We start from the raw sequence: 15151 nt of genomic DNA on the forward strand, positions 1-15151 counted from the left end.
ACGATCCGATCCGCAACGGTGAGGTTCAGAAGACAGTTCTCATAGCCATTCCGTCGATTCGAGCGCAGGTTACGCACCGGGGATGAAGTTGGTGGAACCGCCTCAGGATCGCCGCCCACTCATCGCCCACCTCCTCCGAATGCGTCGAACGCAGCGGTGATCGCCTCACGGCTGATGAATGGCAGAAACTGAAATGCATAGATATGGAAAGCTGGCTCCTCGCTGGATTGCTGTTTGTCTCTTGGCCATGGCCTGCTGCAATGGCGCTGCCGCCACGCTGCCTGCGTCCTGCTTCAACGCGCTTTACGATGGGACGCACAGCAAGGCCGACATCGATTCGCTTATCGGTGCCCCCTGGAAGTCAGGCACCCAGACGCTTGGGCCGGGGATCACCTTGCAGCTACCTGACGACTACGTTTATTTGACGCCGCAAGACGCAACCGCCCTTGCCACCCGGGCGACGTCCATGCCGCTACAGCGTGCCGGCAGGGTGACAAAGTGCGGCGCCCGCTGGTTGATCCAGGTCGACGTCGCTTACTTCGCCAACGTCAAGACGTCCGGACTGAAGGAAAGTATTCATGCCGACGATCTGCTGGAAGCGCTCGAACAACACAAGGTGGTGTCCACGAAAAGCGCGGTCAATTTCGATCCGTTTCCCCTGTCGTGGTTGCAGCCACCGGTTTTCGACGAACGGACCGGCGAGCTTGAATGGGCGTACACCAGCGAAAGGACGGGGCATGCGGAACGCATGCTGTTCGGCGACGACTGGATAGTCAGCTTCTCCGTCGACGCCAATGCCGCGGACATGGATGCCGCGCAGGAGGCGCTGTCCGCGGTGGCGGGCCAGGTTCGGGTGGATAAAAAACGGGTCGATAGAACGGGCGTCGGTGACATCCATGTGCTTGCGGAACTGGCGATCTTGCCGGCCGGGCATCGATTACATATCCCGGAGCAAGGCATGGGCGCCAACTGGAGCACCGCTGAAATCGCGGTAATCGCTTCGCTGGGCCTGGCATTGCTCCTGGTCTATACGCGTGTCGTGGGTCGTCCTGCCGAAACGGCTACGCCTGCCAATGGCAAAGGAGCGTCGCTGCGCTCGCTGATCGAGAAATATCGCTCGAAAGCGTCCCTGGATGTGACGTATGACGATCCGCTGACAAGGAAGCAGGCAAGAGGAAAGGCACCGCTGGAATTCCTTCTGCCCTTGATTCCATTAGCGGAGTTCAAAAGTGCTTTCAAGAACAGCGAGTTCTTCGTGCTGGCATCCAGGTCGAGCGGGAAGCCGGAATGCATCGCGCAGAACGATGACGGAGAAAACGCCAAGTTCGTCACGGGATTGGAGCCGGCTTCCTTCGTCGAGAAGAGCATGGCCACGCCAGCGCTTCTGCTGGCCGAGTCGATGCGCGGAATGAAGCGCGACGCTGCGCTGCCGAACGACCGCACCTTCATCCGCCTGTCCGGCCGTGAACTCGGCCGCCATCTGCCGCCCGATGGGCAGGCCATGCACATCGTTCTCGAAGGTTGCGACATCATGTATGGCGGCAAGCCAATGAGCACCAACGAGATCATCAGCCTGGACGCGGTGTTCGTGCGCGAATTGCTCGATTGCCAGGACCGTTGAGTGTTCCACGGTGCCCTGGCGTCCCGCGGCTGTCCACGGAGTCACGGTGTAAGGCAGCCCTCAGCTGATCCCGGACCCGGCATACAAACTCTCGCGTCCCAACACCTCTTGCGGCCGGCCGCTGGCCAGCAGGCCGCCGCGTCCCAGGACCAGCACCAGGTCCGCATCGCGTATCGTCGACAGGCGATGTGCGATGACCAGCGTCGTGCGGTGCTGCATCAGCGCATCCAGCGCCGAGCGGACACGGGTTTCGCTCAGTGTGTCGAGATGCGAGGTGGCTTCGTCCAGGATCAGCACCGGGGCATTCTTCAAGAACGCTCGCGCGATGGCGATGCGTTGGCGTTGCCCGCCCGACAACTGCATGCCACGCTCGCCCACGCGCGTGTCCAATCCTTCCGGCAAGCGGCGCACGAAATCGGTCAGGGCGGCCTGGTCCAAAGCCGCGGCCAGTTCCGCATCGGTCGCGCCAGGACGGGCCAGGCGTATGTTCGCGGCCAAGGTGTCGTTGAACAGATACGTGTCTTGCGATACCAGCGCCACCCGTTCGCGCAAGGCATCCAGATTCAACTCGCGCAGATCCACGCCATCCAGCTTCACGCTGCCGGCCTGCGGATCCCAGAAACGCAGCATCAGGTTCGCCACCGTGCTCTTGCCTGCGCCCGATGCACCCACCAGTGCCACCGTGGCGCCGGCAGGCACCGCGAAGCTCAGGTCGCGCAGCGTCGCGGCGGCCGCGCCAGGATAGGTGAAGGTCACCTTGTCGAAAGCGATCGACAAGCCTTGTGGCGAAGCCGGCGCCGGCAAGGGGCCATCGGTCACCGGCTCCGTCTCGCTGTGCACCACATGCAGACGGCGCGCCGCCGCCACCGTATCGGCCAACTGGCGCGACACCTGCGAAATCTCGGATACCGGCAGAAAGGTCGCCACCGCGATCAACACCAGCAGCGGCAGCATGCCAGCCGACAGGCCGCCACTTGCTACCTGCAACGCGCCGACCACCGCCACGGTCACGCCGCCCAGGCCCATGGCCAGTTCGAACCACGCGGTCTGTGCCGACAGATCGGCCAGGATCTCCAGCCTGCGCTTGCCATAAGCCTGCGCGACTTCCAGGAATGAGGCACGGCGCCGGGCCGTGGCCTGGAATGCCTGCAGCTCACCCAAGCCCTGGATGGTGTCGGTGACGTGCGCGCTCATCTCGCCTAAGGCCTGGCGCGCGCTGGCGCCCAGCGCGTCGACACGCCGCCGTCCACGCACCGGCGACAGCATGGCATAGCCCAGGAAGGGCAGCAGCGCCAATGCGACAGGCCAGCTGTACACGGCCAGGAAACCGAGCACGCTCAAGGGCACCAGCACCGAGACGATGGCTGGCGCAATGGTGTGGGCGTAGAAGTATTCGATCATCTCGACGTCCTGCGTGGCCAGGGCCACCAGGTCGCCGGAACGGCGCCGCAGCAGATAGGCCGGCGCCAGGCGTTCCAGCTTGTCGTAAAGCTTCACGCGCATATCGGCCAGCAGTTGATACGCCATCGCATGCGCCAGCCACGACTCCAGCCAGTGGAACAAAGCGGCCAGGGGGGCGACCACCAGCAGGGCGACGATGAGCGTGCCGGTGGGCCGGCCATCGCGCACGGCCGCGACCACCAGGGCGCTGACCGCGCCCACGCCGATGTAGGCCGCGACGCGGGCGACGCCCAGCAGGATGGTGGTGATCAACGTGCCGCGCCAGGGGCGGACCACGGACATCAGGGTGGCGATGATGCCACGCCAGCCGACCTGCGCAGCGTCTTCGTTCAAGGCGCGTTGGCCCGGCGCCGTGGGTGAGTCAACGTTGCCGTTGGCTGCGCTGGCGACTGCGCCGGTGACGGCAGCAGCAGGCCGTGCGCCGGCCGGCGCCGCAACGTCCGGCGCGGCTGCGTGCGCCGCGGCCTGTTCGTGCATCAAGGCGTAATAGAGGCCGCGCTGATCCATCAGCACGCCATGCTTGCCTTCCTCGACCACACGGCCGCCGTCCAGCACCAGGCAGCGATCGGCGCCGATGACGCTGGCCAGCCGGTGCGCCAGGATGATGGTCGTGCGGCCCACCATCAGCCTGTCCAGCGCTTCCTGGATGATGGCCTCGTTCTCCACGTCGACGGAAGACAGGGCTTCGTCGAGAATCAGGATGGGCGCATCGCGCAGCAGGGCGCGGGCGATGGCAACCCGTTGGCGCTGTCCACCCGACAGCTGCAGGCCCCGTTCGCCCAGGCGCGTCGCATAACCATCCGGCAACGACAGGATGAAGTCGTCGATATTCGCCGCGCGCGCCGCGGCACGCAGCTGTTCTTCGCTGGCGTCGGGCCGGCCCAGGCGCAGGTTCTCGGCGATCGTGCCATGGAACAAGGTGATGTCCTGGCTGACCAGGGCGATTTGCGAGCGCAGCGTTTCGCCGTCCAGCGTGGCGATGTCATACCCGCCGATGCGGATCGCGCCTCCTTGCGGCAAGTGCTCGCGCAGCAGCAGCCGCACGATGGTGGACTTGCCCACGCCGCTGGGCCCGACCACGCCGACCCGTTCGCCCGCCGCGATGCGGAAGGTGAGGCCGTGGTGGGCACGCCGTTGCGGGGTATAGGAAAACTCCACGGCATCGAATTCGATGGAAGGGGTGATGGTCGCCGGCTTCTGGCCGCCCTGGATGGGCGCGGCCGATGCGGCCGGGGTGGCGTCCATCAGCGCATGGATGCCCGCCGCCGCCGATTGCCCCAGCATGCCGCGATGCAGGACGCTGCGCAGATCGCGCAAGGGACGGAAGATTTCCGTGCCGGCCATCAGGACGATCAGCAGCGCTTCCACGCTCATGGCGCCATGGCTGACGCGCCAGACGCCCAGGGTCAGCCCCAGCGCCGCGCCCAGGGTGACGCCCAGGTCGCTGATGCCGCGCGTCAACAGGCTGACGGACAGCACCCAGAAGGTATGGTTGGACAGTTCGCGGGCCTTCTCGGCCAGACGCTTGCCCCAGGTCTTGCCCTGGCCGAAGGCTTTGAGCGTGGGCAGGCCCTGGACGGCATCCAGGAAGTCTTCGCCAAACGCATTGAGCGCGCGTGTGCGCGCCAGGCTGGCGCGGCGATCCAGCATGTGCACGGCCATGGGCCCGAACAGCGACAGCAGGGCGGCCAGCAGCAGCACCGCCGCGGTCGGCGCGTCCCACCAGGCGATGGCGGCGAAAATGGCGAAGGGCGCGGCGATGGAGATCGCCAGTTGCGGTAGGTATTGGCCGAAGAAGGTCTGCAATTGCTCGACGCCGTCGACGACCGTCAGCATCACGCCGCCGGTACGCTGGCTGCCCAGCCACGCCGGGCCCAGTTCGGCGATGCGGTCGAACAGGCGTGCGCGCAGCACCTGCTGCACCTGGGCGGCGCTGCGATTGGCCAGCGTGGTGCGCAGGTGATCGAGCAGGGCCCGCAGGACGATCATGGCTGCGGCGGCGATGGCCGGGGTGATCCATTCGGCGGTCGGTGCGCCGGCGAATACGCGGGCGAGGATCTGGCCCAGGAAGATATAACGGGCGATGCCCGCTGCCAGGGCCAACAGGCCCAGCAGGATGCCGCCGGTCATGCCGGCACGCAGACCGGCCGTGAGACGCCACAGTCTTGAGTCGAAATACATGGTTTTGCTCCCTCTATGCGGTGGCATCTTCCCCGAACAATGGGTTGGCCGAAAGCGATAGTTTTTCAATCATGGGTTGAAGTAAACTCAACCCTTGCCCAGGGGCAGAGGGAAGGGGGGCAGGGCCTTTGTCCCCCGGATACCAGCAATCTCCACAACCTTTCCATCAAATGTCCCTCGCCGACGACATCTCTTCTCGTACTCCGCCTTTGGCCGCCTTGCGCGCTTTCGAGGCCGTTGCGCGGCTGGGCAGCCTGAGCCGTGCGGCGGTTGAGCTGAATGTGACCAAGAGCGCGGTCAGCCATCAGTTGCGGGGACTGGAGGCCGAACTGGGCACCGCCTTGCTCCGCCGCGGCGGCACGGTCCGGCGCGCCGAGCCGACCGAAGCGGGCGCTGCCTTGCTGGCATCGGTGCAACAGGCCTTGACCCTCCTGCAGGGCGCCTGCCGGGACGTACGCATGCGCGCGCGCGGCCGCCGCATGCATCGCTTGAACCTGTCGGCCAATCCATCGCTCGCCGCCCTGTGGCTGGCGCCGCGCATCGGCCGCTTCGCCGAACTGCATCCGGACATCGAGATCCAGGTGCATCTGCACGCCAGCCAGGATCCAGCCTGGCAGGCACAGGATATCGACATGGCACTGCTGCATGTGCAGCCGGGCGGGCCGCGCGACTCAGTGGCCGGCGACATCCTGTTGATGACGGAAACCGTGGTGCCGGTCTGCCATCCGGACCTGGTGCCGCCCGCGCGCCGCTCGGATTCCGGCGTTTTCCTGGAACACCGTTGGCTGGAGGAGCGTCATGTCGACAGCCCCGAAACCGACTGGGATACCTGGCGCGTGCGCCTGGGCCTGGGCGACAAGCAATCGCAGGCGCCGTTGATGTTGAGCGGCATGGCCACCATCGTGTCGGCGGCCGGCGCGGGCGTGGGCATCGCGCTGGGCCGCGCGCCGCTGGTGGACGAAGCGCTGGAAAGCGGCCGCCTGGTGGCGCTGATGCCGGAGCTGCGCTTGAACGGCTCGTGGGGCTACGTGATGCGTGTACGGCCGAACCGGCCCATCGATACGGCCCTGCCCGCCCTGGTGGAATTCCTGCTGGACGAGGCCGGCGAACGCACGGTCGATTGAGATGGCCGCCGTCGCCTGCGCCGCAAGCCCGGCTCAGGTTTCGGGTTTGAGCCGGGGCATCAGGGTCAGGGCCATGGATCCTGTCCAGGCTAAGGCATCACCGCGCGTATCTTCCTGGCCAGGGCCACGGCCTGCGCTTCGTTTTCCACGTTGGTGAAACTCACCAGCAGGCCCTGCCCGCCGGCTGGCGCCTCGCTGTACCACTGCGAAAGCGTCTGCGCATACATGCCATGTTCCAGCATGCGTGCAACCAGGGCGTGGTCGCTTTGCCCGGCATGCAGCCGCAACAGCAGATGCATCCCGCCAGGCTGCGGTTCGACGTGCATGCGGTCGCCCAGGACCTGCGCCAGGCCCGCCGCGCAGGCCGCGCGCCGTTGCGCGTACAGGCGCCGCATCCGCTGGATATGCCGCGCGAAATGCCCTTCCGCCATGAAGGCTTGCGTCACCGCCTGGGTCAGCCAGGGAACGCCCCCCGCCGTGACCCGAGCCACGTCCTCGAAGCGCGCGCACAACTCTGGCGGCACCACCAGATACGCCAGGCGGATGCTGGGGAACATCACCTTGCTGAACGTGCCTGCATACAGCACGCGGCCACCGCGATCCAGGCTTTTCAGCGCGGGCAGGGGACGGCTGACGTAGCGATATTCGCCGTCGTAGTCGTCCTCGAAGATCCACGCCGAACGCCGTTCGGCCCATTGCAGCAGGGCCTGGCGCCGCGGCAGCGATAACGACACGCTGAGCGGGCTTTGATGTGCCGGCGTCACCACCGCCAGGCTGGCGTCGTCGGCCCGGGCGATGCCGCGCGCCACGTCCAGGCCGTCGTCATCCACCGGGACCGGCACGGCAGGGATGTTCAACTGCGCCAGCAGGGCGCGGGTCGGGGGATAACCGGGGTCTTCCACCCAGGCGCGGGCGCCCGGTTGCAGCAAGGCGTGCACGGCCAGCTGCATGCTGGCGTTATATCCCGATGTGACGAACACCTGCTTTGGTGCGCAGGCGATGCCGCGTGCCATGTGCAGATACGCGGCGATGGCCTGGCGCAGGCTGGCCAGGCCGCCGGGCGCGGGATAGGCCAGGTCCGGCGGCTGAGCCGCGCGCAGATGGCGTGCGCCGAGGCGCGCCCAGATCTTGCGGGGAAACGCATCGAGTGCCGGCAGGCCCATCTGGAACGGAGGAATGGCCGGCATGTCGACGATGCGGCCAGCCGGCGGGAGGCCTGCTGTCGTAAGCCCCACTGTCGTAAGCCCCACCGTAACGTGATTGCTCGCGGCGGGAATGCCGTGCTCGGCGGTCGGCGAGGGCGCGCTGGCCGGCGGATAGGCGAGCGCGGAAACGGGCCCATCGCTGTTGCGGTAACGCCCCGCCGCTGGGCGAGCCGGCGCGCCGGCGCGATGGCCTGTCGTCCCCGCGCCCGCCGCCCCCGCGGCTGCCACCCCTGCGGCTGCCACCCCTGCGGCTGCCAAGGGCCGCACCTGCAAGCCAGGCGTGACGATGGTCCCCGCCTGGCCGCGCGCCTGCACATAGCCCTCGGCGGCCAGCAGGGAGTAGGCCAGTTCCACGGTCCCGCGCGCTACGCCCAGCTCCTTGGCCAGCGCCCGCGCCGAAGGAATGCGGTCGCCGGGCTTCAGCGTGCCTGCCGCGATAGCGCCACGGAAGCGGTCGTAGATCTGCCGATATAGATGAGCGTCGTCCTCGGCCTCCGCGGCCGGCAGGACGGAAGAATCACTCATGGCCTAGTCCATATGCGCGTTTATGGTTCTTTGGATTATGGCATGAAGCTTCTACCATTCATCCTGTCATCCCGTGATGAACCCATTTTTCAGCAGGCAACGTCCGTAAGGAATCCTCCGCATGAACATCTTGCGAATCAGCTGCAGCCCCCGCGGCACCGAAGCGGAAAGCTTCCGCCTGTCGCAACACCTGGTCGACACCTTGTGCGCCACTGACGCCACTGCCACGGTGACCGAGTGCGACGTGTCCGCCCTGGCGCATCCCGATGTGGACTACGCCGATGCCTTGGGCGGCCGCATGCAGCTGTCGGCGGACGGCTTCGGGCACGGCGCGCTCAGCCGCTCGGCGGCCTTGATCTGCCAGCTGCAGGCGGCGGACTGCGTGGTCATCGCCACCCCGATGCACAACTTCACCGTGCCCTCCGGCCTGAAGTCCTGGATAGACCATGTGGTGCGCATCGGCGTCACCTTCGATGCCACGCCGCAAGGCAAGGTGGGCCGATTGAGCGATCGTCCCGTCTATGTCGCCATCTCGTCCGGTGGACAATTCTCCGGCGACCTGGCACGGCAGCCGGATTTCCTCACGCCCTACCTGCGCGCCATCCTTGGCACGATAGGGCTGAAGAACATCAGCTTCTACGCCGTGGAAGGCACGGTGCGCGGCGCCCAAGCCCTGGCCGAAGCGCATGCGCGGGCCCAGGCCGCGATCGCCGCCGACGTCGCGCGTGCCGCCGCACCCGCGCTCACCATGGTGCAGGTGGCCTGACCAGGCAGAGGCGCGCAGGGGCCGCGAAAATCCAGGCAGCCTTTCATCCCCCGGCGGGGCGGCGGCGATGGGAAAACCGCCCACGGCCCGGACGGTTTATTTGCTTATGGCTGGCTAATCCACAATAATCCGCCGGCCCCTCATTCGGGCAGAACTGCGAAGGCAGGCTTCATACCCCCCACCTGCGCGGCAGTTCATAACGCCATGAATCCGCTGCACCATACTTCTTCCAAGGCGTCGTCCACCGGGCGACTGCGTTTCTTCCGTCCCATGCTCGCAGGCGCGACCGCGCGTGAACGCGTCGTTGCCTGCCTGGGCGCACTGGCCTGCATCGGCCTGACCGGCCTGATCTGCGCGGTGATGCTGGGCAATGGCCCGGCACTGCCCCTGCTGGTCGCCCCCATGGGCGCCTCGGCGGTGCTGTTGTTCGCGGTGCCCTCCAGCCCATTGGCCCAGCCCTGGTCCATCATCGGCGGCAACACGCTGTCGGCTTTCGCGGGCTATGCCGTCGGGCAGATCATCCCCAATCCCGTGATGGCCGCCGGTGCGGCGGTGGCCTTCGCCATCGGCGCCATGTCGATCGCGCGCTGCCTGCACCCGCCGGGCGGCGCCGCCGCGTTGACCGTGGCCCTGGGCGGCCCCGCCGTCGCCAAATGGGGTGCGTTGTTTCCCCTGGTGCCGGTGGGTCTGAACTCCTGCATCCTGGTGCTGCTGGGCATTTTCTTCCACCGGCTGACGCGACGGGCGTATCCCCACAAGCCGGTACCCGTTGCCAATCCGCATGGCACCACCGACCCCGCGCCTGTCGACCGGGTCGGGCCGCGCCAGGAAGACATCGATGCCGCGCTCGCCAGGCTGGGCACCACCTTCGACATAGCCCCGGATGACCTGCAGCAGCTGTTGCACGAAATCGAAGTGCAGGCGCTGGTGCGCTCCCATGCCGACTTGCGCTGCGCCGACATCATGTCGCATGACATCATCTCCGTGCGTCCCGATGCCACGCCGCGGCAAGCCCAGGAACTGCTGTTGCGGCATGACATCCGCACGCTGCCGGTACTGAACGAACACGGCTACCTGCTCGGTACCGTCGGCCTGCGCGATCTGCTGCGCCCGGCGACGACGGTGGCCGACATCCTGGCGTCGGCCCGGACCACTGCCGCCGACCAACCCGCTGCCGCCTTGCTGCCGATACTTACCGATGGCCGCACTCACGCCGTCATCGTCACGGATGCAGCGGGCCGGGTCGCCGGCATCATCTCGCAGACCGATCTGCTCGGTGCCCTGGGCCGCGCGCCCTTCGGCGGCGCGGCCGCCTAGGCCGCGCCTGACGCCTCGCGCCACAGGCCGGGCGGCACGCCGTGGCGGTCGCGGAAGCTCTTGCTGAAATGGCTCAGGTTGGAAAAACCCACGCTGATCGCCGCGTCGGTCACGCTGGCGCCGCCGTGCAATAGATCGGCCGCGGCGTCCAGGCGCAGCTTGCGCAGATAGGCATAGACCGACATCCCGGCCCCCAGCCGAAACGCCGCCTGCAGGCGCTTTTCCGGCAGGCCCACATGGCGTGCAAGGCCCGCCACCGCCCACGGGTGGCCCAGGTCCTGGCGCAAGGTCTGTTGCGCCAGATCCAGCCGCTTCATGGTCTCGGCGTCCAGCGGCTCCGGCGTCGGGCCGCGCACGCCGACCAGGTCGGTGACCAGTGCCAGCATGTCGTACACGCGGGCTCGCCGCCACAGTGCCCGCGCCTGCCGGCTCTGGACCGGCGGCTTCAGCATGCCGGCCGCGACCGCCAGCAAAGGCGCTGGCGCCGCGCGCATGGCCAGCATGCCGCCCTGGGCGGGAACGCTGTAGTCGCGCGCGTCGGGGGATTGCAGGCCGGCGGCCCATTCCAGCGCGCCATGCATGCGCAGCGCCGCGGGCGTGAAACGAACATCCACCACATGCACATCGGCGCCCGCCGGAATGCGCGTCAGGCTGCCCACCGGACCCGCGTGTTCGAACAGGGCCAGATCGCCCGTTCGCGGCAGCGCCTGCGGCCCCTGGTCGAAGCCCACCTGGCAGCCGTCCGACAGCCATATCTGCATGCCTGCCACGGCGGTACCGGGCGCCGGCAGCCACAGCGTGGACGCCGGGCGGCCCTTCAGTACGACCAGGCTGACGCCTTCGTCGATGCGCTCGACCAGGGCGATGGTCTTTTCCCAGTCCGCGGAGGTGGGAACCGTGGGCAACGTATCACGCCACCACTCATGGGCCAGGCGGGGCGCGCTGTAGAGACTTGCGGGAAGGGACATCGTACCGAGCACTAATTACCGAGGAAAAAACTGTGGCGTAGACCGGAATCCGTCGATGGCGGCCGCGAATCCGTCAGCGGCGGCTGAAAAAACCTGTAATGATTCCGATCCGAATTAGCAATGATTATCGTTTATTTCTTCTAAGTGTTGGGGAATCCGCGTGCGCGAGCAGCATCCTGAATTGATCCGCGAGTCCGCACTCGCTGTCGTCGCCGCCCAAGGGCGTGCTGGTTGGACACCGACCTACGCGCGGCATGCGCTGGTCGTCTTGCTGGCGGGAGCATCCGCCTGGGGCGGCATCGCAGAGGCCCAGACCACCCCCCCGGACGCCGGCCATACCGCCACGCTGCCGGTAGTCACGGTGCAAGGCACGGGAGCCGCGTCGGCCACCCTGGGTGACAGCTACGCCGCCACGCGTACGCGCTCGGGCACCAAATCGGATGCCTCCATCCTGGACACAGCACAGACGATCAACGTGGTGACCCGCACGGAAATGGACCAGCAGGGCTCGAATTCCGTGGTCCAGGCTCTGCGCTACACGCCCGGCGTGGTGGGCCAGTACGCCGACACCGACGTACGGTATGACTGGCTGACCGTGCGCGGCTTCACGCCGCAGCGCTATCTGGATGGCCTGGTGCTGCCCTTCGGCATCCGCGGATACGCGCAACCGCGTGTCGAAGCCTATGGCCTTGAGCGCATCGAGGTCCTGAAAGGGCCGTCGTCGGGCCTGTACGGCCAAAGCGGCCCGGGCGGCATCGTGGCCATGACCAGCAAGCGCCCGACCGAGGAGCGCCTGAACGAAGTCGGCTTCCAGACCGGCAGCTATGGGCGCGTGCAGCCCAGCTTCGATTTTTCCGGGCCTGTCGATGAAGACGGCAAGTTCCTGTACCGCATCACCGGCCTGGGCTTGAGTACCGATACGCAGTACGACCACATCGACGACAAGCGCGTGTTCATCGCGCCCAGCTTCACATGGAAGCTGTCGCCGGACACGCAGTTGAATATCTCGGCCCAGTACCAGCACATCGAAGCCAGCGGCGGCGGCGGCGCGCCGGTGCTGCCCTACGTGGGCACCGTCGAGGCCAGTTCCAAGGGCCATATCCCGCGCGACCGTTTTGTCGGCGATCCGGACTACGACCGTTTCACCAACCGCCAGACCCTGTTCGGCTACACCCTGGATCACCGTGCCAACGATACCTGGTCGTTCCGGCAGACCGCACGGGTCAGCAATGTGGACACCAACTCGCGGCGCACGCAGATCGGCCTGATGGCCACCGACACGCAGGCCGTCCGCTATGCCTGGGCCTTCCCGGAAAAGGCGCGCACCTTCCAGATCGACAACCAGGCCAACGGCCACTTCAAGCTGGGCGAGTCGCAGCACACCGTGACGCTGGGCTTCGACTATCTGCGGGAGCAGTCGCGCTTCGTCGAAAGCCAGCTGCAGATCCTGACGTCGGGCAGGAGTTACGCGCTGTTCGACCTCTACGATCCGGACTATGGCAATCTGGACCTGCATGCCCCGCCCGACGCCACCATCATCAATCAGCAACGCGAGCAAGCCGGCCTCTATGTCCAGGACCAGGCCGATTTCGGCAAGCTGCGCCTGACCCTGGCGGGCCGGCAGGACTGGACCAGCACGCACACCGATACCTGGCTCGCCAGCGGCACGGATACCGGTTTGAAATCGCATGCGAGCCGCTTTACCGGCCGTGTCGCCGCGGCGTATCGCTTCGACGAGGGCGTGACGCCGTATCTCAGTTACTCCACGTCCTTCCAGCCGGTGGCCGGCACCACGCGCACCGGCGAGACCTTGAAGCCGACCACGGGCGAGCAATACGAAGCCGGCATCAAGTTCCAGCCGACGGGTACCGAAAGCCTGTACACCGCATCGGTGTTCCAGATCGTGCAGAAGAACGTCAGTGCGCCCGATCCGGTCAACACCAGCTACAGCGTGCAGACGGGGCAGGTGCGTATCCAGGGCCTGGAGCTGGAAGCCAAGGCGCGCCTGGCGCGGGGCGTGGACCTGACGGCGTCATATGCCTATTCCGACAGCGAAATCACCAAGACCAACGCCACGGATACGGTGGGCCAGGTGGGCAACCGCATGATCTTCGTGCCCAAGCACCAGGCCGCGCTGTGGCTGGACTACACGCTGCAGGAAGGGCCGCTGGCGGGCCTGGGCATGGGCGCCGGCGTGCGCTATCGCAGCAGCGTCTATGGCGACCTGAACAACGTGGCTGAAATCAAGGGCGTGACGCTGGTGGACGCGGCATTGCGTTACGACCTGAGCCGTATGACGCCCGCCTTGCGCGGCGCCGATGTGTCGCTCAACGTGTCCAACCTGTTCGATCGCAAATACGTGGTCAATTGCCCCGGTCCCACCGCGTGCTACTGGGGCAATGAACGCACGGTGCTGGCCAACCTGCGCTATCGCTGGTGACCTGAAGCCGCGCGCTGAAGCGGCAGATTCCTGGAGTCCGGGCCGGGAATTGTCGTCCCGGATCCATCTGCCCTGTCCAACGGCGATGGCCTTCGGTCCCCAACCGCCCTGTGCTAGATTGGTGCCACCCCGCGCCCTGCCGTGGACGCGGCACTCGCCGGAGGCCGGATGGATCCCAGCATCGAAGCCGCCGCCCGCGCGCTAGCCGCGGGCGATCCCTTGGGCGCGCTGAACCGCGTCGCCTTGCGCGACGACGCACCCGCCTTGGCGCTGCGGGGTATCGCCATGGCGCAGATCGGCGACATGGAACGGGCCCGCAAGCTGGTACGCCGCGCTGCCCGGACCTTCGGCGCCAAGGCCCCCGTGGCCCAGGCGCGCTGCCGCCTGGTCGAAGCCGAGATCGCCTTGGCCACGCGCAAGCTGACAGGGCTGGATCAAGCGCTGGACGACGCGCAGGCCGTGTTCGATGCCCACGGCGACCGCGCCAACGCCCAGTACGTGCGACTGCTCCAGGCACGCCGTGGCCTGCTGACCGGTGAGGTCGAACAGGCCCAGGCTGCTGTCCTGGCCATCGATCCTGCCGCCGCGCCGCCCGCGCTACAGGCGGTCCATGCCCTGGTCCTGGCCGGTATTGCGTTGCGCCAGATACGCGCGAAGGCGGCGCGCCTGGCCTTGCGCCGCGCCGGCCTGGCCGCGCAACGCTCCGGCATCGCCACCTTGACGGCCGAAGTGGATGAACTCAAGCACGCTGTCGACGCGCCCGCCGCGTGCCTGCTGGCGGAGGGCGTTGCCAGGCCATTGCGCCTGGACGACGTGGAGGCATTGTTGCAGACCCCCACGTTGATCATCGACGGCTGTCGCCACGTGGTGCAGTGCGGGTCGGTCCTGGTGGCCTTGGCACGCCGGCCCACGCTGTTCGACCTGGCCCGTGCCTTGGGCGAAGCCTGGCCGCAAGACGTGGCGCGCGCCGTATTGGTGAAGCGCCTCTTCCGTGGCAAGACGGCGGATGAATCCTACCGCGCCCGCCTGCGCGTGGAAATCGGCCGCCTGCGCACCGCGCTGCGGCCCCTGGCCGGCATCCGCGCGACGGCCGCCGGCTACGCGCTGGCGCTGGAAGGGGAAGGCAAGACGGCCCATCGTGCAGGTCGAGTCGCGGATGACGATGTACCAGCCCACCATGCAGGCCAGGTCTCGAATAGGGAAGCATCCTCGCGCCAGCGTCGTGGCCCGGCCACGGGCGATGCCCGGCCGGCGCCGGCGTCCGTCGCCGTCCTGACGCCGCCCGTCGAAACGCCCAACGCCGGCATCCTGGCGCTGCTGGCAGACGGCGAAGCCTGGTCCAGTTCGGCGCTGGCCCTGGCGCTGGGCGTCAGCCAGCGCACCTTGCAACGGGCCCTCGATGTCCTGGCCGCGCAGGGCAGGGCGCGGCCACTCGGGCGCGGCCGCGCCAGGCGCTGGACCGCGTCGCGCTACGCCGATATCACGACAAACTTTTTACTCACGGACGCCCTGGCCGCCGCGTAGCATGAACTCAACCCAACCC

At 67.3% G+C, this 15151-nt stretch carries 9 protein-coding genes; 6 read left to right on the forward strand and 3 right to left on the reverse strand.

Translation table 11 applies throughout. The annotated features are described in order from the left end of the window. Positions 1 to 247: 247 nt before the first annotated feature. Positions 248 to 1621 carry a DUF2167 domain-containing protein gene (locus CEY05_RS25485; protein ID WP_158219423.1) on the forward strand — a complete coding sequence of 458 codons (1374 nt, stop codon included), beginning with the start codon at positions 248 to 250 and terminating at the stop codon, positions 1619 to 1621. A gap of 60 nt (positions 1622 to 1681) precedes the next feature. Here CEY05_RS25485 and CEY05_RS25490 read toward each other — a convergent pair whose 3' ends face one another. Further along, entirely contained in the window at positions 1682 to 5263 is a 3582-nt protein-coding gene (locus CEY05_RS25490; RefSeq protein WP_088600085.1) for an ABC transporter ATP-binding protein, read from the reverse strand. A 170-nt stretch (positions 5264 to 5433) separates the two neighbouring features. On the opposite strand from CEY05_RS25490, the gene CEY05_RS25495 reads away from it, so the two are divergent. Continuing rightward, positions 5434 to 6387: a LysR substrate-binding domain-containing protein gene (locus CEY05_RS25495; RefSeq protein WP_088600086.1), complete on the forward strand. Its 954-nt coding sequence runs from the start codon at positions 5434 to 5436 to the stop codon at positions 6385 to 6387. A gap of 89 nt (positions 6388 to 6476) precedes the next feature. Here CEY05_RS25495 and CEY05_RS25500 read toward each other — a convergent pair whose 3' ends face one another. Beyond that, positions 6477 to 8117 (reverse strand): PLP-dependent aminotransferase family protein, encoded by a 1641-nt coding sequence (locus CEY05_RS25500; protein WP_088600087.1) that lies wholly within the window; start codon positions 8115 to 8117, stop codon positions 6477 to 6479. Between the two features lie 121 nt (positions 8118 to 8238). On the opposite strand from CEY05_RS25500, the gene CEY05_RS25505 reads away from it, so the two are divergent. Then, positions 8239 to 8883: an FMN-dependent NADH-azoreductase gene (locus CEY05_RS25505; protein WP_088600088.1), complete on the forward strand. Its 645-nt coding sequence runs from the start codon at positions 8239 to 8241 to the stop codon at positions 8881 to 8883. Between the two features lie 204 nt (positions 8884 to 9087). After that, on the forward strand, positions 9088 to 10200 hold the full coding sequence (locus CEY05_RS25510; RefSeq protein ID WP_088600089.1) for an HPP family protein: 1113 nt from the start codon (positions 9088 to 9090) through the stop codon (positions 10198 to 10200). On the opposite strand, the gene CEY05_RS25515 is transcribed toward CEY05_RS25510, so the two are convergent. Next, positions 10197 to 11168 (reverse strand): AraC family transcriptional regulator, encoded by a 972-nt coding sequence (locus tag CEY05_RS25515; protein WP_088600090.1) that lies wholly within the window; start codon positions 11166 to 11168, stop codon positions 10197 to 10199. The genes CEY05_RS25510 and CEY05_RS25515 overlap by 4 nt on opposite strands. A 160-nt stretch (positions 11169 to 11328) precedes the next feature. On the opposite strand from CEY05_RS25515, the gene CEY05_RS25520 reads away from it, so the two are divergent. Both CEY05_RS25520 and CEY05_RS31840 read left to right on the forward strand, forming a co-directional pair. Next, entirely contained in the window at positions 11329 to 13608 is a 2280-nt protein-coding gene (locus tag CEY05_RS25520) for a TonB-dependent siderophore receptor (protein ID WP_233161705.1), read from the forward strand. 168 nt (positions 13609 to 13776) lie between these two features. Next, complete coding sequence (locus CEY05_RS31840) at positions 13777 to 15132, forward strand: helix-turn-helix domain-containing protein (protein WP_088600091.1); 1356 nt, start codon at positions 13777 to 13779, stop codon at positions 15130 to 15132. The last annotated feature ends 19 nt before the right edge of the window (positions 15133 to 15151 follow it).

Source organism: Achromobacter sp. HZ34 (assembly GCF_002209485.1).
Lineage (GTDB): Bacteria > Pseudomonadota > Gammaproteobacteria > Burkholderiales > Burkholderiaceae_B > Bordetella_C.